22 protein-coding genes and 1 riboswitch are annotated in these 25,254 nt (G+C 70.1%); of the genes, 10 read left to right on the forward strand and 12 right to left on the reverse strand.

Annotated elements, in window-relative coordinates; genetic code table 11:
- Positions 1–16 precede the first annotated feature (16 nt).
- A riboswitch (FMN riboswitch) is annotated at positions 17–159 on the reverse strand.
- A gap of 97 nt (positions 160–256) precedes the next feature.
- Positions 257–2,032: a glycerol-3-phosphate dehydrogenase/oxidase gene (locus ACQ143_RS11495; RefSeq protein WP_449570826.1), complete on the forward strand. Its 1,776-nt coding sequence runs from the start codon at positions 257–259 to the stop codon at positions 2,030–2,032.
- 46 nt (positions 2,033–2,078) lie between these two features.
- On the forward strand, positions 2,079–3,614 hold the full coding sequence (glpK, locus tag ACQ143_RS11500; protein ID WP_449570827.1) for a glycerol kinase GlpK: 1,536 nt from the start codon (positions 2,079–2,081) through the stop codon (positions 3,612–3,614).
- Positions 3,615–3,638: 24 nt separating this feature from the next.
- On the opposite strand, the gene ACQ143_RS11505 is transcribed toward glpK, so the two are convergent.
- The 9 genes from ACQ143_RS11505 to sdhC all read right to left on the reverse strand — a co-directional run bounded on the left by ACQ143_RS11505 (position 3,639) and on the right by sdhC (position 11,973).
- Complete coding sequence (locus ACQ143_RS11505; protein WP_449570828.1) at positions 3,639–4,517, reverse strand: Fpg/Nei family DNA glycosylase; 879 nt, start codon at positions 4,515–4,517, stop codon at positions 3,639–3,641.
- A gap of 143 nt (positions 4,518–4,660) precedes the next feature.
- Positions 4,661–5,221 (reverse strand): GNAT family N-acetyltransferase, encoded by a 561-nt coding sequence (locus tag ACQ143_RS11510; protein ID WP_449570829.1) that lies wholly within the window; start codon positions 5,219–5,221, stop codon positions 4,661–4,663.
- Positions 5,222–5,258: 37 nt separating this feature from the next.
- Positions 5,259–6,263 (reverse strand): tryptophan--tRNA ligase, encoded by a 1,005-nt coding sequence (gene trpS / locus ACQ143_RS11515; RefSeq protein ID WP_449570830.1) that lies wholly within the window; start codon positions 6,261–6,263, stop codon positions 5,259–5,261.
- A gap of 58 nt (positions 6,264–6,321) precedes the next feature.
- Entirely contained in the window at positions 6,322–7,164 is an 843-nt protein-coding gene (locus ACQ143_RS11520) for an exodeoxyribonuclease III (protein WP_449570831.1), read from the reverse strand.
- 33 nt (positions 7,165–7,197) lie between these two features.
- A complete protein-coding gene (locus tag ACQ143_RS11525; RefSeq protein ID WP_449570832.1) occupies positions 7,198–8,436 on the reverse strand; it encodes a YihY/virulence factor BrkB family protein in 1,239 nt (412 codons plus the stop codon).
- Positions 8,437–8,479: 43 nt separating this feature from the next.
- Complete coding sequence (locus ACQ143_RS11530; protein WP_449570833.1) at positions 8,480–9,235, reverse strand: succinate dehydrogenase iron-sulfur subunit; 756 nt, start codon at positions 9,233–9,235, stop codon at positions 8,480–8,482.
- On the reverse strand, positions 9,235–11,061 hold the full coding sequence (sdhA, locus tag ACQ143_RS11535) for a succinate dehydrogenase flavoprotein subunit (RefSeq protein WP_449570834.1): 1,827 nt from the start codon (positions 11,059–11,061) through the stop codon (positions 9,235–9,237). The genes ACQ143_RS11530 and sdhA overlap by 1 nt, the downstream gene beginning before the upstream one ends.
- Before the next feature lie 25 nt (positions 11,062–11,086).
- Positions 11,087–11,539: a succinate dehydrogenase hydrophobic membrane anchor subunit gene (locus ACQ143_RS11540; protein WP_449570835.1), complete on the reverse strand. Its 453-nt coding sequence runs from the start codon at positions 11,537–11,539 to the stop codon at positions 11,087–11,089.
- Positions 11,539–11,973 (reverse strand): succinate dehydrogenase, cytochrome b556 subunit, encoded by a 435-nt coding sequence (sdhC, locus tag ACQ143_RS11545; RefSeq protein WP_449570836.1) that lies wholly within the window; start codon positions 11,971–11,973, stop codon positions 11,539–11,541. The genes ACQ143_RS11540 and sdhC overlap by 1 nt, the downstream gene beginning before the upstream one ends.
- A 193-nt stretch (positions 11,974–12,166) precedes the next feature.
- On the opposite strand from sdhC, the gene ACQ143_RS11550 reads away from it, so the two are divergent.
- The 8 genes from ACQ143_RS11550 (at position 12,167) to ACQ143_RS11585 (ending at position 21,688) form a co-directional block, all read left to right on the forward strand.
- Positions 12,167–13,282 carry a mannose-1-phosphate guanylyltransferase gene (locus ACQ143_RS11550; RefSeq protein ID WP_449570837.1) on the forward strand — a complete coding sequence of 372 codons (1,116 nt, stop codon included), beginning with the start codon at positions 12,167–12,169 and terminating at the stop codon, positions 13,280–13,282.
- A gap of 214 nt (positions 13,283–13,496) precedes the next feature.
- Entirely contained in the window at positions 13,497–14,639 is a 1,143-nt protein-coding gene (locus tag ACQ143_RS11555) for a BMP family lipoprotein (RefSeq protein ID WP_449570838.1), read from the forward strand.
- 92 nt (positions 14,640–14,731) lie between these two features.
- Positions 14,732–16,246, forward strand: coding sequence for an ABC transporter ATP-binding protein (locus ACQ143_RS11560; protein ID WP_449570839.1), 1,515 nt, complete (start codon positions 14,732–14,734; stop codon positions 16,244–16,246).
- On the forward strand, positions 16,243–17,586 hold the full coding sequence (locus tag ACQ143_RS11565; protein ID WP_449570840.1) for an ABC transporter permease: 1,344 nt from the start codon (positions 16,243–16,245) through the stop codon (positions 17,584–17,586). The genes ACQ143_RS11560 and ACQ143_RS11565 overlap by 4 nt, the downstream gene beginning before the upstream one ends.
- On the forward strand, positions 17,583–18,863 hold the full coding sequence (locus ACQ143_RS11570; protein WP_449570841.1) for an ABC transporter permease: 1,281 nt from the start codon (positions 17,583–17,585) through the stop codon (positions 18,861–18,863). The genes ACQ143_RS11565 and ACQ143_RS11570 overlap by 4 nt, the downstream gene beginning before the upstream one ends.
- Before the next feature lie 2 nt (positions 18,864–18,865).
- On the forward strand, positions 18,866–19,264 hold the full coding sequence (locus ACQ143_RS11575; RefSeq protein WP_449570842.1) for a cytidine deaminase: 399 nt from the start codon (positions 18,866–18,868) through the stop codon (positions 19,262–19,264).
- Positions 19,261–20,556, forward strand: a complete 1,296-nt coding sequence (locus ACQ143_RS11580; protein WP_449570843.1) for a thymidine phosphorylase — start codon at positions 19,261–19,263, stop codon at positions 20,554–20,556. Before ACQ143_RS11575 ends, ACQ143_RS11580 begins: the two co-directional genes overlap by 4 nt.
- Before the next feature lie 16 nt (positions 20,557–20,572).
- Complete coding sequence (locus ACQ143_RS11585; protein ID WP_449570844.1) at positions 20,573–21,688, forward strand: adenosine deaminase; 1,116 nt, start codon at positions 20,573–20,575, stop codon at positions 21,686–21,688.
- Positions 21,689–21,715: 27 nt separating this feature from the next.
- Here ACQ143_RS11585 and ACQ143_RS11590 read toward each other — a convergent pair whose 3' ends face one another.
- Genes ACQ143_RS11590 through ACQ143_RS11600 form a run of 3 tightly spaced genes read right to left on the reverse strand, consistent with a single transcriptional unit; the run spans position 21,716 to position 25,033 of the window.
- Positions 21,716–22,672 carry an SDR family oxidoreductase gene (locus ACQ143_RS11590; RefSeq protein ID WP_449570845.1) on the reverse strand — a complete coding sequence of 319 codons (957 nt, stop codon included), beginning with the start codon at positions 22,670–22,672 and terminating at the stop codon, positions 21,716–21,718.
- The gene (locus tag ACQ143_RS11595) at positions 22,669–23,679 is read right to left on the reverse strand and encodes a bile acid:sodium symporter family protein (RefSeq protein ID WP_449570846.1); all 1,011 of its coding nucleotides are present in this window, start codon (positions 23,677–23,679) and stop codon (positions 22,669–22,671) included. Before ACQ143_RS11595 ends, ACQ143_RS11590 begins: the two co-directional genes overlap by 4 nt.
- 28 nt (positions 23,680–23,707) lie before the next feature.
- On the reverse strand, positions 23,708–25,033 hold the full coding sequence (locus ACQ143_RS11600; RefSeq protein ID WP_449570847.1) for a flavin-containing monooxygenase: 1,326 nt from the start codon (positions 25,031–25,033) through the stop codon (positions 23,708–23,710).
- Between the last annotated feature and the right edge of the window lie 221 nt (positions 25,034–25,254).

Raw genomic sequence — 25,254 nt, forward strand, 5'->3', positions numbered from 1 at the left:
CGAGACCGTGACAGCGCTCGTGCTGCCTCCCATCCGGACTCGCGACTCACGTCGCATCACCGTCGGTCCCGGAATTCCACCGGATCGGCACTTCGCCATGGCGAAGGGCTCGCGGACTGTCACCGCCGGTTCGGATTCTCACCGACCCCGGAGCACGTTGCTGCTCTCGAGTGTACTCAACGCAGCACGACGCGACGCATTCCCGCAACGTGATGTCATCGGGAGCACGTAGCCTGGGGGCGGGGAGGAGCCCGAGATGGACACGACGAAAAGCCCGGCCGGCCGGCTCCGTGACCGGCCCTACGCCGACGTGCTGGTCATCGGCGGCGGCATCAACGGCCTCGCGACGTTCCGCGACCTCGCCATGCAGGGGGTCGATGTCGCGCTCGTCGAACGCGGCGACTTCGTGTCCGGTGCGTCCGCGGCCTCGAGCCACATGATCCACGGGGGCATCCGCTATCTCGAGAACGGGGAGTTCCGTCTCGTGCACGAGGCGGTCACCGAGCGCAACGCGCTGCTGAAGACCGCGCCGCACTATGTGCGCCCGCTGCAGACGACCATCCCGATCTTCACGACCTTCTCGGGTCTGCTTTCCGCCCCGCTGCGGTTTCTCCGTCACGGCGCCGGCAAGCCCCGGGAGCGCGGGGCGCTGCTGATCAAGATCGGCCTGGTCATCTACGACTCGTTCTCTCGCGGGGGCGGCCTGTTCGGTAAGAGCACGGTGCCGCGGCACGAGTTCGACGGCCGGCGCCGGTCGCTGGCCCGGCTGCCGCAGCTGAACCCGGACATCCGCTACACGGCGACCTATTGGGACGCCTCGCTGCACGACCCCGAACGCCTCGCGATCGACGTGTTGCGCGACGGGGTGGATGCCGGTGGCGACCGCGCCCGCGCGGTGAACTACGTCGAGGCGGTCGGTGCCGCCGACGGGAAGGTCGTGCTGCGCGAGGTCGACTCCGGCGACGAGTTCGCCTTCACAGCCTCGGTCATCGTCAACGCCTCCGGGCCCTGGACCGACCTGACCAACGAGCAGCTCGGTCAGCCGACGCGGTACATGGGCGGCACGAAGGGATCGCACATCGTGCTCGACAACGAGGAGCTGCTGCAGGCCACCGGTGGCCGCGAGCTCTTCTTCGAGCACTCGGACGGCCGCATCGTGCTGATCTACCCGCTCAAGGGGCGCGTGCTGGTGGGCACGACCGACCTCGAGCACGACATGCACGAGCCGATCGTGTGCACCGAGGAGGAGGTCGACTACTTCCTTGCGCTCATCCGGCACGTGCTACCGGCGATCCGGGTCGACCGCTCGCAGATCGTCTACCGGTTCTCCGGGGTGCGGCCGCTGCCCGGCCACGGGGACCTGGCCCCGGGATTCGTGTCGCGCGACTACCGGATCGAGTCGGCCCGGCTGCCCGGGTCGACCGCGGCGACCGTGCTGAGCCTGGTCGGCGGCAAATGGACCACGTTCCGCGCCTCCGCCGCGCACCTGACCGACCGGGTGCTCGCCGCGCTCGCCACGCCGCGCCGCCGCAGCACGAAGGGGGTGCCGATCGGCGGGGGTGCCGGCTACCCGACGACCGAGCGGGCCCGCCGGCAGTGGCTCCTGCCCTACACCTCGACGGTGGGGTATGCGCGCGCCTCGCAGCTCCTCGACCGATACGGCACGACCGCGACCGACGTCATCGCCGCGATCACCGCCGACGCGGACGACGCCGCGCTGAGCCACGCCCCGGGCTACTCGACGGCCGAGCTGCGGCACCTCGCGCGCACCGAACAGGTGGTGCACCTGGAGGATCTGCTGCTGCGGCGTACGAGCATCGCGTTCACCGGTGGTGCGACCGCGGACGCGGCCGCCGAGGTCGCCGCCGCCGTGGCCGACGTGTGCGGCTGGGACGTGCCGGCACGCGCCGCCGAGGTCGCACGGGCGCTGGCCGCCGTGCATGCCGCCGACCCGGGCGGGCCCCACAGTGCGGGCGTCGCGGGCGCCACAGCCGGCACAGCCGGGTCAGATCGCGTCGACACGATAACGTGAAGCGCCGGCGTCCCCGCCGGGAACCGAAGCTCGAGGAGGAGACGACGTGGCCGACCATGTGATCGCGATCGACCAGGGGACGACCTCGACCCGCGCCATCGTCTTCGACGCCGGCGGGCGGCTGGTGGCCACCGCGCAGCGGGAGCACGAGCAGATCTTCCCCCGCGCCGGGCGGGTCGAGCACGACCCCGTCGAGATCTGGACGAATACACAGTGGGTGCTCTCGGACGTGCTTACCCGCGCCCGGCTGAACGCCGCCGACATCGCGGCGGTGGGGGTCACGAACCAGCGTGAGACGGTCATGGTGTGGGACAAGCGCACCGGTCGTCCCGTCCACAACGCGCTCGTGTGGCAGGACACCCGCACCCAGCCGGCGATCGACCGCCTCATCGCCGAGCACGGCGTCGACGCGTTCGCCGATGTCACCGGGCTGCCGCTGGCGGCGTATTTCTCGGCGTCCAAGCTCGCGTGGATCCTCGACCACGTCGACGGCGCCCGAGCCGCGGCCGAGGCCGGCGACCTGCTGTTCGGCACGCCGGACACCTGGGTGGTGTGGAATCTCACCGGGGGCCGGGACGGCGGCATCCACATCACCGACGTCACCAACGCCAGCCGCACTCTGCTCATGGATCTGCGCACCCTCGACTGGTCGGACGAGATGCTGGCCCGGTGGCGCGTGCCGCGGGCGATGCTGCCCGAGATCCGCTCGTCGAGCGAGGTGGTCGGGCAGGTGCAGCTGCCGGGCGTGCTGCGCGGGGTGCCCATCGCCGGCATCCTGGGCGATCAGCAGGCCGCCACCTTCGGGCAGGCCGCGTTCGAGGCGGGGGAGTCGAAGAACACCTACGGCACCGGCAACTTCCTGCTGGTGGGCACCGGCACCGAGATCGTGCGGTCGGATGCCGGACTGATCACGACCGTCGCCTACCGCATCGGCGACGAGCCCGCGCGGTACGCCCTGGAAGGGTCGATCGCCGTGACCGGGTCCCTCGTGCAGTGGCTGCGGGACAACCTCGGCATCATCCGGCGCTCCGAAGAGATCGAGGCCCTCGCCGCAAGCGTCGACGACAACGGCGGCGCCTACTTCGTTCCCGCCTTCTCCGGCCTGTTCGCCCCGCACTGGCGGCCGGACGCCCGCGGCGCGCTGGTGGGGCTGACCCGTTACGTCAACAAGGGGCACATCGCGCGGGCCGCGCTCGAGTCGACGGCGTTCCAGACCCGCGACGTCATCGACGCGGTGGTCGCCGACACCGGGCGCGGCCTCGACGAGCTGCGCGTCGACGGCGGCATGACCCGCAACGACGCCCTCATGCAGTTCCAGGCCGACATCCTCGGCATCCCGGTCGTGCGGCCCCGCGTCGTGGAGACGACCGCGCTGGGCGCGGCGTATGCTGCGGGCTTGGCCGTCGGCGTCTGGCCCGACCTGGCGGCGCTGCGCAGCCAGTGGCAGGTCGACCGCACGTTCGAGCCGCAGATGCCGGCCGACGAGCGCGAACGGCGCTACCGGCTCTGGCAGAAGGCCGTCACCAAGTCGCTGGACTGGGTCGACGACGATGCCCGGATCCTGGCCGACACCGTCGACTGAGCCCGCCCGCCCGGGCCGTCGCGACTACTTCAGCAGCCGGGACAGACGCCGATCGGCGAGGATCTTGCCGCCGGTCTGACACGTCGGGCAGTACTCGAGTGAATTGTCGGCGAAGAACACGCTGCGCACCTCGTCGCCGCACACCGGGCAGGGCTGCCCGCGCCGGCCGTGCACGGCCATGCCGCGGCGCTTCGCGTCCTTGAGGTCGGCGGGCGGCTTGCCCGCGGCCGCGTCGACGGCTTCGGCGATCGTCGCGCGCAGGGCGGCGTAGAGCCGGTCGATCTCGGCGTCGTCCAGGTGCGCCGCCAGTGCGTAGGGCGACATGCGCGCGGCGTGCAGGATCTCGTCGGAGTACGCGTTGCCGATGCCGGCGACGGTGGACTGGTCGCGCAGCACGCCCTTGATCTGGGTGCGGCGGCCGGCCAGCAGCCCGGCGAGCGTGTCGCGCGTGAAGCCCGGGTCGAGCGGGTCGGGTCCCAGGCGTGCGATGCCGGGCACGTCGTGCGGCGCCCGCACCGCATACACGGCCAGGGACTTCTTCGTGCCGGCCTCGGTCAGATCGAACCCCGCGCCGTCGTCGAACGCGACCCGCAGCGCGATCGGGGTCTTCCCGGGGCGGATGACGGTGCCAGGCAGCGCGTCGTACCAGCGCAGCCACCCGGCCTTGGCCAGGTGGAACACCAGATGCATCGGGTCGACATCGGCCGCGCCGGTGGTGGTGAGGGCGATGAACTTGCCGTGTCGTGCGGCCGCGCGCACGGTGCGGCCGGTCAGTGCGTCGATCGGCGGGTCGTAGGTCTTCAGCGCCGCGATGTTCGCGACCGTCACCTTCGTCACCGTCAGGCCGACGGTCCGCTCGGCGAGGAAGTCGACCAGGCCCTGCACTTCCGGCATCTCAGGCATACCGGCATCCTGCCACGCCGGCCCGCGCCCCCTCGTCCGGTGCCGTTCGCGAGCCGCCTATGTGCGTGCGAGCCGCCCAGCATCGGACCGCACACACCTGGGCGGCTCGTACAGCAGCAGGCGGCTCGCGGGCGCCGGGGCGATCAGTCGAGCACGGACCAGGGCTGCGGCGTGCGGTCGTCGGCGGGCAGGAGCCCCGCGACCCAGGCGTCCTCGTGGCCCCGGCCGCTGGCCATCGCGCCGCGCAGCACGCCCTCGTAGCGGAACCCCAGCGCCCGCGCCGACCAGGCCGACGCGGTGTTGCCCACGACAGCGCGCCACTCGAGGCGCTTGAGGTCCAGCCCGGCCGCGCTGAACGCCCGGTCGACCACCGCGCGGCCCGCCTCGGTGAGCACGCCGGCGCCGCGGAAGTCCGGGGTCACCCAGTACCCGATCTCGCCGATCTCGTCGACGATGTGGTGGATGCCGATCATGCCCGCCAGCCGACCGCCCCGGCGGATCGCCCAGTGCACCTCGGTGCCGTCGGCCCACCATCGGGCGGTCAGCGCGACGAACGACTCCGCATCCGAACGCCGGTAGGGCACGGGCACCGTCGTGTAGCGCTGGATCGACGCGTCCTGGCAGGCCGCGAAGATCTCGTCGACGTCGTCGGGCCGCGGAGCCGAGAGCTCGAGACGTTCGGTGCGCAGCGTGACCGATTCCATCCCTCGATCCTAGGGATCCCCGGGCCGGCGTTCCGCCTCACACCCGGCGCAGCAGGCCCACCTTGTCGTACACGTCGGCGAGCGTCCGGTCGGCGACCTCGTCGGCGCGGGCGGCGTTGGCGGCCAGCACCCGGTCGAGTTCGGCCGGGTCCGACAGCAGTTCCAGGGCGCGCTCGCGCACGGGCGAGAACTCGTTGACGACCACCTCGGCCAGACCCTTCTTGAAGTCGCCGTAGCCGCGGCCGGCGTACTCGTCCTCGATCGCCGGGATCTGCCGGCCGGTGAGCGCCGCGTAGATGACGAGCAGGTTCGAGACACCGGGCTTGGCCTCGCGGTCGAACCGCACCGAGCCGTCCGAGTCGGTCACCGCCCGCATGATCTTCTTCGCCGACACGGCCGGGTCGTCCAGCAGCCACAGCACACCGGCATCCGACTCGGCCGACTTCGACATCTTCGCGGTCGGGTTCTGCAGGTCGTAGATGCGGGCGGTGTCCTGCTGGATGACCGGCATCGGCACCGTGAACGCCGTGCCGTAGCGCGAGTTGAACCGCTCGGCGAGGTCACGGGTCAGCTCCACGTGCTGCTTCTGGTCGTCGCCGACCGGGACGATGTCGGTCTGGTACAGCAGGATGTCGGCGGCCATCAGCACCGGGTAGGTGAACAGTCCGACGCTCGTCGAATCGGTGCCGTACCGCTGCGACTTGTCCTTGAACTGCGTCATGCGGCCGGCCTCGCCGAAACCGGTGATGGTCGACAGGATCCAGGCCAGTTCGGCGTGTGCGCGCACGTGCGACTGCACGTACAGCGTCGAGCGGGACGGCTCGATGCCCGCGGCGATGTACTGCGCGGCGGTGCGGCGGGTCTTCGCGCGCAGCTCGGCCGGGTCGTTCGGCTGCGTCAGGGCGTGCAGGTCGACGACCGAGAAGAACGCCTCGTACGCCTCTTGCAGGTCGCGCCACTGCATGAGCGCCCCGATGTAGTTGCCGATCTGAAGCGAGTCGGCCGAGGGCTGCATTCCGGAATAGAGGCGCGGTTTCGTCACCCGTCAATCCTACGGGGACCGGCGCAGGCGAACGGATGCCGGCGGCGGGTCTGGGCGCTCACAGCCCGAGCCTGTAGTCCGCGACGACGGGGGCGTGGTCGCTCCAGCGGGTGTCCCACGACGCGGCCCGCACCACCCGGTAGTCGGTGACCCGCTCGGCCAGAGCGGGCGACGCCAGGTGGTAGTCGATGCGCCACCCGGTGTCGTTGTCGAACGCCTTGCCGCGGCTGGACCACCACGAGTACGGGCCGTCCACCTCGCCGGCCCAGCGGCGACCGACGTCGACCCAGCCGAGACCCGTGCCGCGGGTGCCGTCGACGCAGTCGATCTCGGCGCCGGCCGCGCCGGTGAACCGGTCGAAGTACGCGCGTTCGCGGGGCAGGAACCCCGCCTTGGTCAGGTTGCCCTTCCAGTTGCGGATGTCGAGCTCGCGGTGCCCGACGTTCAGGTCACCGGTGATCAGGGCGAGCCGGTCGCCGGCCGCCGGCATCCACTGCTCCATGGCGTCCAGGAACGCGTACTTGGCGACCTGCTTCTCGGTGCCGTGCTCGCCGGTGTAGACGTAGGCGCTGACGACCGTCACCTGTTCGCCGTCGACGTCGATGTCCGCTTCGATCCAGCGGCCCTTCGCGTCGAACGACCCGTCACCGAACTCGGCGCGCCACACGTCGAACGGCTCCCGCATCGCGATCGCGACACCGGCCCGGCCCTTCGCGAGCGCCTCGTCGCCGATCACGTGCCAGCCCGGCAGGGCGGCGGCCAGGGCGTCGGCGTCGGCGCGCACCTCCTGGAGGGTGAGGATGTCGACACCCGCCTGATCGAGCCACGGGTGCATGCCCTTGCGGGCGGCGGCGCGGATGCCGTTGACGTTGACGGAGGCGATACGGAGATTTCGAGGCACCGGACAAGCCTAAGCACGACCGGTGACACACGCTCACTCGAAGAGGCTGAGGCGCTGCTGCGGTGCCGGGGGAGCGGCCGCTTCGACGGCATGCAGCTCGTCGATCGCCTCCCGCACGGCACGGTTCGCGCTCCACACCCGGTACCACGGCGCCGCGGCCCGTGCCTCCCGGGCGGTGCGCAGGCGGACCCGCGCGGCCAGCACGAGGGCGGCGTGCTCGGCGGCCAGACGCTCCTCCTCGGTGGGCTCGACGAGCGGCTGATCGCCGTCCTTCGCACCCACGGCGATCCAGGCGGCGGCCACCAGGAGGATGACCCCCACGATGCGGAACCACAGCAGCAGACCGATGAACACCGCGAACGTCGCCAGCAGCGGGTTGGCCGGGGTGTACAGCAGCAGGATGCCGGCACCCAGCTGCAGGACCGTCAGCGCCGCCCCGCCGAGCATCGCGCCGGTCCAGATCGACCGCCACTGCAGCGACGTGCCGGTCAGGAACCGCACGAGCGCGGCCAGCGCCAGCGTGTACAGGGAGAACGAGACCGCGACCGTCGCGATGCGCAGCCCGAAGCCGAACCAGCCCGACCGGGTGTCCCAGCCGAACAGACCGAACAGCAGCTCCAGCGCCCAGGTGCCGACGGCGCTCATCGCCGACCCGACGAGCAGGGCCACCCCGAACACGACCGCCGCGACCAGGTCACGGGCCTTCAGATAGACGTAGTTGCGCAGGTCCGGCCGCAGCCCGAAGATGTCGCGCACCGCCCGGCGCGCGAAGGTCACGAAGCCGATCGCCGTCCACGCCGCCACGATGATCGCGATGCCACCGGTGACGGCCAGCACGCCGGCGCTGCCGGTGGCGATCGCGGTGACCTGCTCGGTCGTGAACAGCCCGCCCTCGCCCTCGGGGAGGATCAGATTGGGGATGTAGGTGTTGATCGCCGCGATGAGCGCCGCGATCGCCTCGGCGCTGCCGCCCAGCCACAGCCCCGCGATCGCGAAGGCGACGTAGATGCCCGCGAACACCGCGAACAGCGCCTGGTAGCTGACGCCGGCGGCCAGCAGGAAGCCGTTGTGCTGCAGGAAGTGACGCCACACCCGGATCGGGAACCACGCCAGCGTGCGCTGGGTGATCGCGGCGGCCCGGGCGATCGGCTCGTCCAGGCGCTCGCGCAACGCGCTCTGCGTCGCCTCCCACCGGGCCCGCAGCGTCTCCTCCTCGCGCGCGGCGGCGTCGGCGGCGCCGCGCGCCTGCGCACGGCTCAGCTTGTCGATCACGGTGCCAGGCTATCGAGCCCGCGGTCGCCGGTGTCGCGGCCGGTCAGCCGCGCATGATGGCCTGCTTCACCTCGGCGATCGCCTTGGTGACCTCGATGCCGCGCGGGCAGGCCTCGGTGCAGTTGAAGGTCGTGCGGCAGCGCCACACACCCTCCTTGTCGTTGAGGATGTCCAGGCGCACATCGCCCGCGTCGTCGCGCGAGTCGAAGATGAAGCGGTGGGCGTTGACGATGGCCGCCGGCCCGAAGTACTGGCCGTCGGTCCAGAACACGGGGCACGACGAGGTGCACGCCGCGCACAGGATGCACTTGGTGGTGTCGTCGAAGATCGCCCGGTCGGTGATCGACTGGATGCGCTCCTTGCCCGGCTCCGGCGCCGTGTTCGCGATGAGGAACGGCTGCACCTCGCGGTACGACGCGAAGAACGGCTCCATGTCGACGATGAGGTCCTTCTCCAGCGGCAGGCCCTTGATGGCCTCGACGTAGATCGGCTTCGAGATGTCGAGGTCCTTGATCAGCGTCTTGCAGGCCAGGCGGTTGCGGCCGTTGATGCGCATGGCGTCCGACCCGCAGATGCCGTGCGCGCACGACCGGCGGAACGACAGCGAGCCGTCGACCTCCCACTTGATCTTGTGCAGGGCGTCGAGCACGCGGTCGGTGGGGTACATCTCCACGTCGTAGTCGACCCAGCGAGGCTCGGCGTCCTGCTCGGGGTCGAAGCGACGGATGATGAAGGTGACCAGATACGACTGGATGCCGGAGTCGTCGGCGACGGCGGTCTCTTCAGCGACGAGGGTCATCAGTACTTCCTCTCCAGCGGGGGATAGTTCAGCTCTCCCTGCGCGTTCTTGGTGAACACGACGGGCTTCCAGTCGAGCCGGATGTGGTCCTCCGGGTCCGGCGAGTGCGGGTCGCCGGTGAGGTAGGCCATCGTGTGCTTCATGTAGTTCTCGTCGTCGCGGTCGGGGTAGTCCTCCCGCATGTGGCCACCGCGGCTCTCCTTGCGGTTGCGGGCGGCGTAGGCGATGATCTCCGCGAGATCGAGCAGGAAGCCCAGTTCCACGGCTTCGAGCAGGTCCGTGTTGAATCGCTTGCCTTTGTCGTCGACGTGCACGTTCTTGTAGCGCTGACGCAGGTCGTGGATCGTTCCCATGACATTGGTCAGCGTCTCCTCGGTGCGGAACACCTGGGCGTTGGCGTCCATCTCCTCCTGCAGCTTCTTGCGCAGGACGGCGACGCGCTCGGTGCCGGGGTTGTTGCGCAGGCCCTCCAGCATCTCGCGGGTCTCGCGGGCCGGGTCCTCCGGCAGCGGCACGAAGTCGGCGGTCTTGACGTACTCGACCGCGTTGCGGCCGCTCCGCTTGCCGAACACGTTGATGTCCAGCAGCGAGTTGGTGCCCAGCCGGTTCGCGCCGTGCACCGACACGCACGCGCACTCGCCCGCCGCGTACAGGCCCGGGACGACCGTCGTGTTGTCGGCGAGCACCTCACCGTCGGTGTTGGTCGGGATGCCGCCCATCGCGTAGTGGGCCGTGGGCATGACCGGTACGGGCTCGACGACGGGGTCGACCCCGAGGTAGGTGCGGGCGAACTCGGTGATGTCGGGCAGCTTCGTCTCGAGCACCTCGGCGCCCAGGTGGGTGCAGTCCAGGTACACGTAGTCCTTGTTGGGGCCGGCTCCGCGGCCCTCCAGGACTTCCTTGACCATGCAGCGGGCGACGATGTCGCGCGGCGCGAGGTCCTTGATCGTGGGGGCGTAGCGCTCCATGAACCGTTCACCCGAGGCGTTGCGCAGGATCGCGCCTTCACCGCGGGCGCCCTCGGTCAGCAGGATGCCCAGGCCCGCCAGGCCCGTCGGGTGGAACTGGAAGAACTCGATGTCCTCCAGCGGCAGCCCCTTGCGCCAGATGATGCCGACGCCGTCACCGGTGAGGGTGTGCGCGTTGGAGGTCGTCTTGAACACCTTGCCGAAGCCGCCTGTCGCGAAGATGACGGCTTTGGAGTGGAACACGTGCAGCTCGCCGGTGGCCAGCTCGTAGGCGACGACACCGGCGATCTGGGTGGCGCCGGCGGCATCCTTCACCGTGATGAGGTCGAGCGCATAGAACTCGTTGAAGAAGTTGATGCCCAGCTTCACGCAGTTCTGGAACAGCGTCTGCAGGATCATGTGCCCGGTGCGGTCGGCCGCGTAGCAGGCGCGGCGCACGGGGGTCTTGCCGTGCTCGGCGGTGTGGCCGCCGAAGCGACGCTGGTCGATCTTGCCGTCGGGGGTGCGGTTGAACGGCAGACCCATGTTCTCCAGGTCGATGACCGCGTCGATGGCCTCCTTGGCCAGGATCTCCGCGGCGTCCTGGTCGACGAGGTAGTCGCCGCCCTTGACGGTGTCGAAGGTGTGCCACTCCCAGGAGTCCTCCTCGACGTTGGCCAGGGCCGCGGCCATGCCGCCCTGCGCCGCGCCGGTGTGGGAGCGGGTCGGGTAGAGCTTCGTGATCACGGCGGTCCTCGCGCCGGGGCCGGCCTCGATCGCGGCGCGCATGCCGGCGCCACCGGCGCCGACGATCACGATGTCGAACTGGTGGTAGTGGACGCCGTCCTTGACGTAGCTGTCGGCGGTGGAAGTGCTCACGTGGGGGTGCCTCTGCTCTCGTTCGTTAGCGTGCCGCGCACATCTCGATCAGCCACTCGGTCGTGCTGTTCTCGATGCCCAGGCAGGGATCGAAGGTGAACACGACGAGGGTGCCGAGGAGGATGAGGAACGCGGACGCGATCCACACGGCCCAGACCAGCACCTTGCGGGTGGTCTCACCGGTCACGTAGTCGTTGACGATCGTGCGCATGCCGTTCGCGCCGTGGATGAGCGCCAGCCACAGCATCAGCACGTCCCACCACTGCCAGAACGGATCGGCGAACTTGCCGGCGACGAACGCGAAGTCGATGCCGTGGATGCCCTCGCCGAGCATGAGGTTGACGAACAGGTGCCCGAAGATCAGCACCACCAGCAGCACGCCGGAGGCGCGCATGTAGATCCAGCCCCACTTCTCGAGGTTGCTGCCCTTGCGGCGCACCTGCGCGGAGCGCGGAGCGGCGAGCGTGTCGGCGGTCATCAGTGCGTCCCCCCCAGCTGCGAGAACACGTTCGGGATGTGGCGTGCGCTGAACCCGGCGACGGTCACCGCCCAGACGGCGAGCACGCCCCACCACAGCTGACGCTGGTGACGGGTCGCCCACGGCCACAGATCGACGGCGATGACGCGCAGGCCGTTGAACGCGTGGTAGACGATCGCGGCGACGAGGGCGACCTCGCCCAAGCCCATGATCGGGTTCTTGTAGGTGCCGATCACCGCGTCGTACGCCTCCGGCGACAGACGGATCAGCGCCGTGTCGAGCACATGGACGAGTAGGAAGAAGTAGATGGCGATGCCGGTGATGCGATGCAGGACCCAGGACCACATGCCTTCGCTGCCGCGGTACAGGGTGCCGCGCGGCGTGCGTGAGGTGGTCTCGGATACCGACGGTGTGACGCGTGCTGCTGCAGACACGGTCGTCCTCCCTTGGTGTGAACGGGCGCCCCCACGGCGTGGATCTTTCGACTCCCTGAGGAGGACCCCGTCGTCGCACACGGGCGCACCGCCATCCTATTCCCGTCTGCGGCCCCCGGCGACGAAGGACACCCTAAGTATCTCGACATCGAGATAAACCGCCCCCGGAGCGGGCGCCGGTACGCTCGGAGCCATGGTCGAGCGCATCGAGGACTTCTACGCCGTGATCCCCGCCGGCGGGGTCGGCAGTCGGCTGTGGCCGCTGTCGCGCGCCGACGCCCCCAAGTTCCTGCACGACCTCACCGGGTCCGGACACTCCCTGCTGCGCGACACCTGGGACCGTCTCGAACCGCTGGCCGGCGCCGATCGCATCGCCGTGGTGACCGGCCGCGCGCACCGCGCCGCCGTCGAGGAGCAGCTGCCCGGCATCCCGGACCACAACGTGTTCCTCGAATCCGAGCCGCGCGACTCGGCGGCCGCCATCGGGCTGGCCGCGGCCATCCTGCACCGTCGGGACCCCGAGGTGATCATCGGATCGTTCGCGGCCGATCACGTCATCCGGGTGCTGTCGGTGTTCCACTGGGCAGTGCAGCAGGCGGTCGCGATCGCGCGCGAAGGGTATGTCTGCACGATCGGCATCACCCCGACCGAGCCGTCGGTGGGCTTCGGGTACATCAAGAAGGCCGACAGGCTCTCCGTCGAGGGCGCACCCGAAGGCGCGCTGGTCGAACGGTTCGTCGAGAAGCCCGACCTGGAGACCGCGCGGGAGTACGTGCAGTCGCGCGACTACCTGTGGAATGCGGGGATGTTCATCTCACGCGCCGACGTGCTGCTCGGGGAGATCGAGGCGAACAATCCCGAGCTGCACGCGGGGCTGCTGGAGCTCGCCGAGGCGTGGGACGACCGGGACCGGCGCGGGCCCGTCGTCGACCGCGTCTGGCCCAAGCTCGCCAAGATCGCCATCGACTACGTCGTCGCCGAGCCCGCCGCCGAGAAGGGCCGGCTGGCGGTCGTGCCCGGACACTTCGACTGGGACGATGTGGGCGACTTCGCGAGCCTGGCCAAGCTCAACTCGCACGGCCGCAAGAACGACCTGGCGATCCTGGGCGAGAACGCCCGCATCCTGTCCGACACCGCGAGCGGCATCGTGGTCAGTCACACCTCCCGGGTCATCAGCCTGATCGGAGTGAAGGACATCGTCGTGGTCGACACCCCCGACGCCCTGCTGGTCACCACCAGCGAGAACGCGCAGCGGGTCAAGAACGTCGTCGACGCGCTCAAGCTCACCGGACGCGGCGACGTGCTCTGACCGGATGCCGCCGGCATCCACCGGCGCACGCCTTCGCGCGCACGTTGCGCGGAACCGAACGGGTTGATTGCGTCTTTGTAACCTTTGGTGCGGAAAACGCTTTGCAGGATGCAAGCCCGGAGTCATAAAAGGTAACTTCTAGTGTCCCGCGTGTCGCGCGGGCCCCAGCAACTCGGTCCCGCGAGGTCCGCGGGCCATCGATGTGGAGGCTGCTTTGACCATCTCGAACACCAAGAAGGTTCTCGGCGTCACCAGCGCCGCCGCCCTTCTCCTGGCCCTCGCCGGCTGCGGCAGTGCCCCGGAGGCGGGCCCGTCGGGCGCCGCCCCCGAGCCCGCCGACGACTTCCTGCCCTGCCTCGTCTCGGACGAGGGCGGTTGGAACGACAAGTCGTTCAACCAGTCGGCCAAGGAGGGCATGGACCGTGCCGCCGAGGAGCTCGGCGTGACCCCGATCGAGATGGAGTCGACGTCGGCCAACGACTACGCCGGCAACCTCGAGACCCTCGTCTCGGAGGGCTGCACGTTCATCGTCTCGGTGGGCTTCAAGCTCTCGGCCGACACGATCACCTCGGCGCTGGCCAACCCCGAGATCGACTACGCGATCATCGACGACTGGGCCGACAACACCGGCGCCAAGGACGATGACGGCAACGACATCGGCGACGGCACCACCGACGCGCCCAACATCCGTCCGCTCATGTTCGACACCGTCCAGGCCGCCTACCTCGGCGGCTACGCCGCTGCCGCCTGGTCGGCGCAGTCGGGCGTGAACAAGGTCGGCACCGTCGGCGGCATCCCGATCCCGCCGGTCACGATCTTCATGGACGGCTTCGTCGACGGCGTCGAGAAGTACAACGAGGACAAGGGTGCCAACGTGGCCACCCTCGGCTGGGACGTCGACGCGCAGAACGGCTCGTTCACCGGTGGCTTCGAAGCCAACGACACCGCCAAGCAGGCCATGCAGGGTGTGCTCGACCAGGGTGCCGACGTGCTCCTCCCGGTCGGTGGCCCGATCTACCAGAGCGCCACGGCCGCCATCGCCGACGCCGGTTCGGACGCGCTGATCCTGGGTGTCGACTCCGACCTCGCCGTCGCCGACCCGTCGGTCGCCGACCGCGTGCTCGTGTCGATCCTCAAGCGCATCGACTCCGCGGTGTACGAGGCGACGATGGAGGCCGCCGCCGGCGACTTCGACGTCACCCCGTACGTCGGCACGCTCGAGAACGAGGGTGTGGGCCTGTCCGGCTTCGGCGACTTCGAGTCGCAACTGCCCGAGGGTCTGACCGACGAGATCGCCGCCCTGCGCGACGCGATCATCGCCGGTGACCTCGAGGTCACCTCGCCCGCTTCGCCGTAAGCGTCGAGATTCGACGGCGGTCGGCCGGATGCCCAGCGTCCGGGCCGGCCGCCGTCCTTTCTGCAGGTAAACCGACTGGATAGGGTTCAAGCATGAAGCTCGAGCTGCGCGGGATCACCAAGCGCTTCGGAAGTCTCACGGCCAACGATCACATCGATCTGGTGGTCCACCCGGGGGAGATCCATGCGCTCCTCGGTGAGAACGGCGCCGGCAAGTCCACCCTCATGAACGTGCTCTACGGCCTGTACCAGGCGGACGAGGGCGACATCCTCCTCGACGGCGAGGTGCAGCACTTCCGGGGCCCCGGCGACGCGATGAACGCCGGCATCGGCATGGTCCACCAGCACTTCATGCTGATCCCGGTCTTCACCGTCGCCGAGAACGTCATGCTCGGCCACGAGAGCACGAACGCGATCGGCGCCCTCGACCTGAACTCGGCCCGCCAGCTCGTCCGCGACGTCGCCGAGCGTTTCGGGTTCCACATCGACCCGGACGCCGTCGTCGGGGACCTCCCGGTGGGCGTGCAGCAGCGGGTGGAGATCATCAAAGCGCTGTCCCGCGACGCGAAGGTGCTCGTGTTCGACGAGCCCACCGCCGTGCTCACCCCGCAGGAGACCGACGAGCTCATGGGCATCATGCGTCAGCTGCGCGACGAGGGCACGTCGATCGTGTTCATCACCCACAAACTCCGTGAGGTCCGCGAAGTCGCGGACCGCATCACCGTGATCCGCCTGGGCGCCGTCGTGGGCGAAGCCTCGCCGACGGCCACCAACGCCGAGCTGGCCTCGCTCATGGTGGGGCGCGCCGTCGAGCTGACGGTGCAGAAGGAGCCGCCGAACCTGGGGGAGGGCGGCCTGCAGGTCGACGGCCTGCGGGTGCTCACCCCGACCGGGGAGGTCGTCGTCGACGGCGTCACCTTCGAGGTCCGGCCCGGCGAGGTCCTGGCCGTCGCCGGCGTCCAGGGCAACGGCCAGACCGAGCTGGTGGAGGCCATCGTCGGTCTCGCCGACAAGGTCGACGGATCGATCCGGCTCGACGGCGAACAGCTGGTGGGCCGCAGTGTCCGCGGCATCCTCGACGCCGGCGTCGGCTTCATCCCCGAGGACCGCAACGAGGACGGCCTGGTCGGCGCGTTCTCGGTCGCCGAGAACCTCATCCTCGACCGCTCCTCCGATCCCACGTTCGTGCGCGGCGGCACAATCCTGCGCGGCGTGCTCGACGAGTTCGCCCGCGACCGCATCGTCGAATACGACATCCGCACGCAGGGACCGCACACGCCCGCCGGCGCGCTGTCCGGCGGCAACCAGCAGAAGGTCGTCATCGCCCGGGAGATGAGCCGGGAGCTGCGGCTCCTTGTGGCGGCGCAGCCCACCCGCGGTGTCGACGTCGGCTCCATCGAGTTCATCCACAAGCGCATCATCGAGACCAGGGATTCAGGGGTGCCCGTGATCGTCGTGTCCACCGAACTGGACGAGGTGACCGCCCTCGCCGACCGCATCGCCGTCATGTACCGCGGGTCGATCATCGGGATCGTCCCGGCCGACACCCCCCGCGATGTCCTCGGCCTCATGATGGCCGGCGAGCCGCAGCCGGAGGTGGCGGCATGAGCGGAACGACCCCCGGCGCGGAGCCGGCGCGCAGCCCCCTGCCCCCCGAGCAGCTCCCGCACGTGACCGGCCCGCTCACCGGCTCGCCCGACGAGGCGCCGCCCCCGCCGCGGACCAACGTGTTCATCAAGGAGCTGCTGCGCGGCAGCGCGGTGACCACGATCCTCGCGATCGTGATCGCGATGGTCGTCGGCGGCATCCTCATCGCGATCACCGACGACGACGTGCAGGAGGCGGCCGGATACTTCTTCGCCCGCCCCGGCGACACGTTCGCCGCGATCTGGGCGTCGGTGTACGGCGGCTATGAGGCGCTGTTCCGCGGCGCGGTGTTCAACCCGCGCGGCGCCGACTTCGCAGCGCAGATCAAGCCGCTGACCAACAGCCTCGGCTACGCGGCGCCCCTGATCGCCGCCGCCCTCGGGGTGGGCCTCGCCTTCCGCGCCGGCCTGTTCAACATCGGCGGCCGCGGCCAGATGCTCATCGGTGCCGCCACTGCGGCACTGTTCACCTTCAGCTTCGATCTGCCCCTGTACCTGCACCTGCCGCTCACGCTGCTGGCCGGCATCGCCGGCGGGGCGATCTGGGGCGGGATCGTGGGTCTGCTGAAGGCGCGCACCGGCGCGCACGAGGTGATCCTGACGATCATGCTGAACTACATCGCGTTCTACCTGATCACCTGGATGGTGCGCGATCCCAGGCTGCTACAGCGTCCCGCCGGCGATCAGCCGATCTCGGCGCCGACCCCGGCGGGAGCCCAGTTCCCCGACCTGCTCGGGCCGGACTTCCCCCTGCTGGACTGGGGGTTCGTCGTCGTCATCGCCGCGACGGTGTTCGTGTGGTGGCTCGTCGAGCGCTCGAGTCTCGGCTTCCGGCTGCGCGCGGTGGGGGAGAACCCGCACGCGGCGCAGGCGGCGGGCATCTCGGTGCAGCGGATGTACATCTACGCCATGGTCTTCGCCGGCGGCCTGGCGGGGCTGGCCGCCATGAACCAGATCCAGGGTTCGGTGGTCGGCGGGTTCGACGGGCTCATCGACGCCGGTATCGGCTTCAACGCGATCACCGTCGCCCTGCTCGGCCGCAGCCGCGCCTGGGGGGTGTTCGCCGCCGGCATCCTGTTCGGTGCGCTCAAGGCCGGCTCGTTCTCGATGCAGGCGCAGGGCATCCCCGTCGACATCGTGCTGGTCGTGCAGTCGCTGATCGTGCTGTTCATCGCCGCGCCGCCGCTGCTGCGCACGATCTTCTTCCTGCCCAAGACCGAGGCGGAGAAGGCGGCCAAGATCCGCGCGAAGAACGCGAAGAAGCGGTCGGTGCCGGCCGCGGAGAAGGTGGTGTCGGAATGACCGCGCTCGCCCCCACCGCCACCGTCGGTGCCGCGCACACGACCGTCCGTCAGCGCAGCATGAAGGTGCCGATCACCCTGGCCGGGGTGACGGTCCTGCTGGCGCTGCTGTTCCTGTTCGCGCCGCGCGACGGCACGAGCACCTTCCGGCTCGGCGACCGCAGCTCATCGATCGCGCTGCCCGACGTGGCGGTGCCCACCGGCGTGACCTGCTGGAGCGTCCTGGTGGTGCTGGTGCTGCTCACGCTGTGGTCGGCCTGGTCGGCCTGGTCGTATCGCCGCACCGGGCTGTGGCTGACGATCGTCTTCGCCGTGCTGGGCGTGTTCGCCTTCCTGACCTGGGCGGCCGCGGACGGCCTCGTCCCGGTGACTGGACTGCTGTTCGGCGCCGTGTCGCTGTCGGTGCCGCTGGTGTTCGGCGCCCTGGGCGGCGTGCTCGGCGAACGCGTCGGCGTCATCAACGTCGCCATCGAGGGCCAGCTGCTGCTGGGCGCGTTCTCGGCCGCCCTGCTGTCCAGTGTCACGCGCAATCCGTTCGTGGGCCTGATCGGCGCCATGGTCGGCGGTGTGCTGGTCGCCTTCGTCCTGGCCGCCTTCTCGATCAAGTACCTCGTCGACCAGGTGATCGTCGGTGTCGTGCTGAACGTGCTCGTCACCGGCCTCACCGGCTTCCTGTACGGCGCGCTGCTGGCCCCCAACGAGGCGGAGCTGAACAACCCCGTGCGGTTCACCCGCATGGAGATCCCGCTGCTGTCGGAGATCCCCATCATCGGCCCGGTGCTGTTCAACCAGACCTTCATCGTGTACCTGATGTACATCGCCGTGTTCCTCGTGGCCTGGGGCCTGTACCGCACCCGGTGGGGGCTGCGGCTGCGTGCGGTCGGCGAGCACCCGCAGGCCGCCGACACCGTCGGCATCCGCGTCAACACCTCGCGGTTCTGGAACGTGTCGCTGGCCGGTGCGATCGCCGGCATCGGCGGCGCGTACTTCACGCTCGTGTCGGTGCCGCAGTTCGGCAAGGAGATGACCGCCGGGCTCGGCTTCATCGCCCTGGCCGCGGTGATCTTCGGCCGATGGGACCCGGTGCGGGCCGCGCTGGCCGGGCTGCTGTTCGGGTTCGCCACGAACCTGCAGAACCTGCTCACCGTGCTGAAGACCCCGATCCCCAGCGAGTTCATGCTCATGCTGCCGTACGTGGTGACGATCCTCGCCGTGGCCGGGTTCGCGGGGCAGATCCGCGGCCCCGCCGCCGCCGGCAAGCCGTATATCAAGGGGTGACGATGACCGACATCGACTGGGACCACCTGCGCGCGGTCGCCACCGAAGCCATGAGACGTGCGTACGCGCCGTACTCGCACTACAAGGTGGGCGCGGCCGCGCTCGTCTCCGACGGGCGGATCGTCTCGGGCTGCAACGTGGAGAACGCGTCCTACGGGGTCGGCCTGTGCGCCGAATGCGGTCTCGTCTCCGATCTGCAGATGTCCGGCGGCGGGCAGCTGGTCGCCTTCGTGTGCGTCAACGGTCAGGGCGAGACGATCATGCCGTGCGGACGCTGCCGTCAGCTGCTGTACGAGTTCGCCCTGCCGGGCATGCTGCTGGAGACCGTCTCCGGCATCCGCTCGATCGACGAGGTGCTGCCCGACGCCTTCGGGCCGCGTGACCTGGAGGCGGCACGATGACCGTCGAACCCTTCGACGCCGTCGACGTCATCCGCATCAAGCGGGACGGCGGCGCCGTGCCCGAAGACGCGCTGCGCTGGATGATCGACGCGTACACCCGCGAGTACGTCGCCGACGCACAGATGGCCGCCTTCGCCATGGCGACCCTGCTCAACGGCATGACCCGCGACGAGATCCGCGTCATGACCGACGCGATGATCGCCTCCGGGGAGCGGATGAGCTTCGCCGGGCTCGGCAAGCCCACCGTCGACAAGCACTCCACCGGCGGGGTGGGGGACAAGATCACCCTGCCGCTGGCACCCCTGGTCGCCTCGTTCGGCGTCGCGGTGCCGCAGCTGTCCGGACGCGGCCTCGGGCACACCGGCGGCACCCTCGACAAGCTCGAGTCGATCCCGGGTTGGCGGGCCGCGCTGACCAACGACGAGTTGACCGCGCAGCTGCGCGACGTGGGCGCCGTCATCTGCGCGGCCGGCACCGGCCTGGCTCCGGCTGACAAGCGGCTCTACGCCCTGCGCGATGTCACCGGCACCGTCGAGGCGATTCCGCTGATCGCCTCGAGCATCATGTCGAAGAAGATCGCCGAGGGCACCGATGCGCTCGTGCTCGATGTGAAGTTCGGGTCCGGCGCGTTCATGCAGGACATCGACCGCGCCCGGGAGCTGGCGCACACCATGGTGGCGCTGGGCACCGACTCGGGTGTCGCGACGACGGCGCTGCTGACCGACATGAACGCCCCGTTGGGCCGGGCCATCGGCAACGCGAACGAGGTCCGCGAGTCGGTCGAGGTGCTCGCCGGCGGCGGCCCGGCCGATGTCGTCGAGCTGACCGTCGCCCTGGCACGCGAGATGCTGACGCTCGCCGGCCGGCCGGACGCCGACGTCGAGGAGGCCCTGCGCGACGGGCGTGCCATGGACACCTGGCGGGCCATGATCCGCGCCCAGGACGGCGACCCGGATGCCGCGCTGCCGGCCCCGCGCGAGACGCACACCGTCACCGCCACCGCCGACGGCGTCGTCACCCGCCTCGACGCGCTGCCCTTCGGCATCGCCGCCTGGCGGCTGGGCGCCGGTCGCGCCCGGGCGCAGGATCGGGTCATCCACGCCGCCGGCATCGATCTGCACGTCAGCCCCGGCGACACCGTGCGCGCCGGTCAGCCCGTGTTCACCTTGCTGGCCGATGATGACCAGCGGTTCGCCCGCGCGCTGGACGCGCTCGAGGGTGCCTGGGAGGTCGGCGCCGATGCGACGGCCGGTACCCGGGCGCCCCTCGTGCGCGAGCGCATCACCGCCTGACCGGAGGAGCATCATCATGGCCATCGATCCACACCGTGACCCGAAGCTGCAGGGCGTCTCGATCCGCTCCCTGCCGAAGGTGTCGCTGCACGACCACCTCGACGGCGCCGTGCGGCCCCAGACGATCATCGAGCTGGCCGACGAGATCGGCCTGGACGTGCCGACCGACGACGCCGACGCGTTGGCCGACTGGTTCGAGGACCAGAGCGACTCCGGGTCGCTCGTCGAGTACCTGAAGACGTTCGACCTGACCACCGCGGTCATGCAGACCCGTGAGGGGCTGCGCCGGGTGGCGCAGGAGTTCGTCGAGGACCTGGCCGCCGACGGCGTCATCTACGGCGAGGTGCGGTGGGCCCCCGAGCAGCACCTGGCCCGCGGGCTGACGCTGGAGGAAGCGGTCGAGGCGGTGCAGGAGGGCATCGAAGCCGGGGAGGACGCGGTCGACGCGACCGGCCGCGACATCCGCGTGGGGCAGCTGATCACCGCGATGCGCCACACCGACCGGTCGCTGGAGATCGCCAAGCTCGCCGTCGCCTTCCGCAACGACGGCGCGTGCGGCTTCGACATCGCCGGCCCCGAGGACGGCTTCCCGCCGTCTAATCACCGGGCCGCGTTCGACTACCTGGCATCCGAGTTCTTCCCGGTCACCGTGCACGCGGGCGAAGCGGCGGGCCTCGACTCGATCCGCTCCGCGCTGCTGGACGGACGGGCGCTGCGGCTGGGGCACGGGGTGCGCATCGCCGAAGACCTCGACGTCGTCTCGCAGGAAGGCGACGAGGTGCTCGTCCAGTTCGGCGACCTGGCCCGCTGGGTGCGCGATCGCGAGATCCCGCTCGAGCTGTCGCCGTCGTCGAACCTGCAGACCGGGGCCATCGAGCGCTGGGGCACGCAGCTGGAGGACCACCCGTTCGACCTGCTCTACCAGCTCGGCTTCGCCGTCACGGTGAACGTCGACAACCGCACCATGAGCCGCACCTCGCTCACCCGCGAGCTGAAGCTGCTCGCCGACACGTTCGAGTACACGCTCGACGACCTCGAGGCGTTCCAGCTCAACGCGGCCGCCGCGGCCTTCCTGTCGGTGGAGGAGCGCGAGGAGCTCATCGCCCTGATCGCCGACGGCTTCGCCGCCTGACCGCGGCCGCCGCGCCGTCGCGCCCGATCAGCGCCGCGCCAGATCAGGGTGGGTGGCCAGGTACGCCTCGAACGCCTCCGCCGAGGTCTTCGACGGCGTGAACCCGAACCGTTCCCGCAGCGCGTCGTTGGCGAGCACGGGCCGGTAGCGCAGGAAACCGACCTGCTCGGGGCCGTGCACCGTCAATCGCAGCGCGCGTCCCAGCCGGAGCACGACGGCCAGCAGGGATGCCGGCACGTTCAGCACCGGCTTGCCCAGGCGCCGGGCGATCTGACGCACGGTGACCGCCCCATCCCCGGCGACGTTGTAGATGCCCGGCGGACCGTCGGTGGCGGCGTGCGCCATCGCCGCGGCGACATCGTCGACCCAGACGAACACGAACGGGGACTCCGAGCCGCGCACCGCCAGCAGCGCCGGGCCGTCCCACAGCGCCGTGATCTGGTTCTTCACGGTCGGTCCCAGGATCGTGCCGATGCGGAACACCACCTGCTCGAGCTGGGGATCGGTCTCGCGGAACGCGCCGAGCATCTGCTCGACCAGCCGCTTGTGCTTCGCGTAGGGGAACTCGTCGTTGCCGCGCACCGGGTCGTCCTCCCGCAGCCACTGCGGGTTGTCGGCGTGATACCCGTAGGCGGCCCCCGACGACGACACGACGATGCGCTGCACCCCGGCGGCCACGCACGCCTCGAGCACGTGCCGGGCACCGTCGACGTCGACGCGGTACTCGAGGTCATGGTCTCGGCCGGGGTTGACGATCGCGGCCAGATGCACGACGACGTCGATGCGGTGGCGGCGCAGCAGTTCGGGCAGTCCGTCGGGGCGGGTCACGTCGCACGTCTCGTACACGACCCCCGCGACCGGTTCCGGCGGGGTGCGCACATCGCCGGCGACGACCAGTTCCACTCCGGGGTGCGCCACCAGCGCGGCCGCGACGTGCGACCCGAGGAAGCCGCTGCCGCCGGTGACCAGCACACGCCGGCTCATGACACGGCTCCGTCCGCCGTGGTCCCGCCCGCCGCACCGCCGGTTCCGTCCGGCGCCGCCGTGGCATCCACCGCGGCGCGTCCCGTCGCGTCACCGGTGCCCGACCCGGTGCGCCGCTTCGTGTGGCGCCGCCACAGCGCGGCCAGGATCAGGCCCGCGATGATGTCCCAGACCCCCCACCAGCCGGCCACGATCGCCATGCCGCCCAGGCCGCCGAAGAACGCGAACACCAGGCCCAGGCCCAGACCGGCGTTGCGGATGCCGACCTCGAACGTGACGGCCTTGCGCTCGCGCGTGCCCATGCCGCCGACGACCGCGGTGCCGTAACCGAGGGCCAGCGCCACGGCGTCGTGGATCGTGACCACCAGCACGATGATGCCCAGGAACGCGACGAAATACATCCAGTTGCCGGCGAGGGCGCCGACGATGAAACCGAGCAGGGCGAGGAGCGAGAACCACTTCACGAACGGCTGCACCTTCGCGGCGAATCTCACCAACCGGGCGCGGATGGCCAGGCCCACCAGGAACGGCAGACCGATGATGAGGAAGATCTCCAGCAGCATCTGCCACGGGTTCAGCTCGACGCGCTCCAGCAGCGCCCGCGCGGTCGGGTGCAAGGAGCCCCAGAAGGCGAGGCTCAACGGCAGCGTCACGATGTAGATGAGGTTGCCGACGGCGGTCATCGACACCGACAGGGCCACGTTGCCGCCGGAGCGGTGGGTGAGCACCTGCGAGATGTTGCCGGGCGGGCAGCACGCCACCAGGATCATGCCCAGAGCCATCGACGGCGGGATCGGCAGCACGAGCGTCAGCGCGAAGGTCACCGCCGGCAGCACCACCAGCTGCGCGACGATCGCGGCCACGAACGGCTTCGGTCTGCGGGCCACCGCCTTGAAGTCGCCGGGCGCGGTGTCCAGCGCGATGCCGAACATGATCAGTCCCAGCACCACGTTCAGGATCATGAGCGTGCCGGGGGTGAAGTTCAGGACGACGTCGTCCGGGTTCATCAGGGTGCTTTCTGTCGTTCGGGTGCGGTCAGCGAGCGGGCGTGCTGATGCGGTCGTGTGCAGCGGCCGCATCCACGAGGGGGGCAGCGGCCGCGCGGAGCTCGCGGCGGTAGGCGTCTTTGTTGACGTAGTACGCCATGCGGTCCAGGCCCAGGTAGCGGTAGCCGCCGGTCAGATCGGGCCACGGCTCACCGGTCACCCGGCGGCGGAACGCGGCCTGGCGGTGGGCGGGTGCGGCCAGGTAGGCGGCGATGAGCTCGGCCTGCTCGTACCGGCCCTGCCAGCCGATGCCGGACGCCTCGATCATGCCCATGACGTACAGGCCGTTGAACGAGGGCGGGAAGATGTTCAGGAACAGGCGGGGGCTGGCACCCGTCCAGTTGAGGTCGGCGCGGTCGACGAAGGGGTAGTCGAGCCGATACCCGGTGGCCAGCAGCACGGTGTCGTACTGCCCGCTCGACCCGTCGCGGAAGTGCACCGTGTCGCCGTCGAACCGGTCGATGTCGGCGCGGATGCGCAGGTCGCCCTGACCGAGGTGGTTCAGGATGAGGGTGTTCACGATCGGGTGCGACTCGTAGATCTTGTAGTCGGGCCGCGGGAAGCCGAACTTCACCGGGTCACCGGTGAACGCTCGCAGGATGCGCGTGTCGATGAACTGCTTGATGCGTGCCGGCAGCGGCCGGCCCTGGTTCAGGGTGTCGGATGGGCGTCCGAAGAGGTACCGGGGCACGAAGTAGTAGCCGCGGCGCACGCTCATGTCGACCGAGGCGGCGTGGTGCACGGCATCCACCGCGATGTCGCATCCGGAGTTGCCGGCACCGATGATCAGCACCCGCTTGCCGGTCAGCTGGGTGGCCCGCTTGTACGCACTGGTGTGCAGCAGCTCGCCGGTGAACGAACCGGGGAAGGTGGGCACGTTCGGTTCGGCCAGGGTGCCGTTGGCCAGGATGACGCTGTCGTAGTGCGCGCGGGTCTCGGAGCCGTCCGGTGCCGTCGCGGTCACCGTCCAGCCGTCGCCGTCCCGGGTGACGGCGGTCACTTTCGTGTCGAACCGGAAGTGCTCGGTGAGCGAGAAGTGGTCGGCGAAGTCACGGAAGTACCGGATGAGCACGCGGTGGCCCGGATAGTCGGCGTCGGTCGCCATCGGGAACTCGGTGAACTGCGTCGTCGTGCGCGAGGAGATCAGGTGCGCCGACTCGTACATCGTCGAGCGCGGGTTGTCGATGTCCCAGAGCCCGCCCACCCCCGAGGAGGCCTCGTAGCCGTCGAAGCCGATCCCGGCCTTCTGCAGGGCGCGCGCAGCGGAGAGCCCCGATGGTCCTGCGCCGATGATCGCCGCGCGGTGGTCGTGCATCCCCAGACACTCCTTCGTATCGCCCCCGACATGTTAGCCGCTGTTAACCGAAATCCGAACTCGACACGGAATTGGGTGCGGCGGGTGCGGCGGATCAGACCCTATGAGTGTGGGGTTCTGATGTTGGTCTTGTAGGCCAGGGCCTCACGGTGCAGATTCGTGGATCATCCCCGAGGAGCGGCCTTGGGGTGCCGACATGCAGCGGAGGCCCTGGTGTTTAT

It is taken from the genome of Microbacterium pollutisoli, from assembly GCF_053586795.1.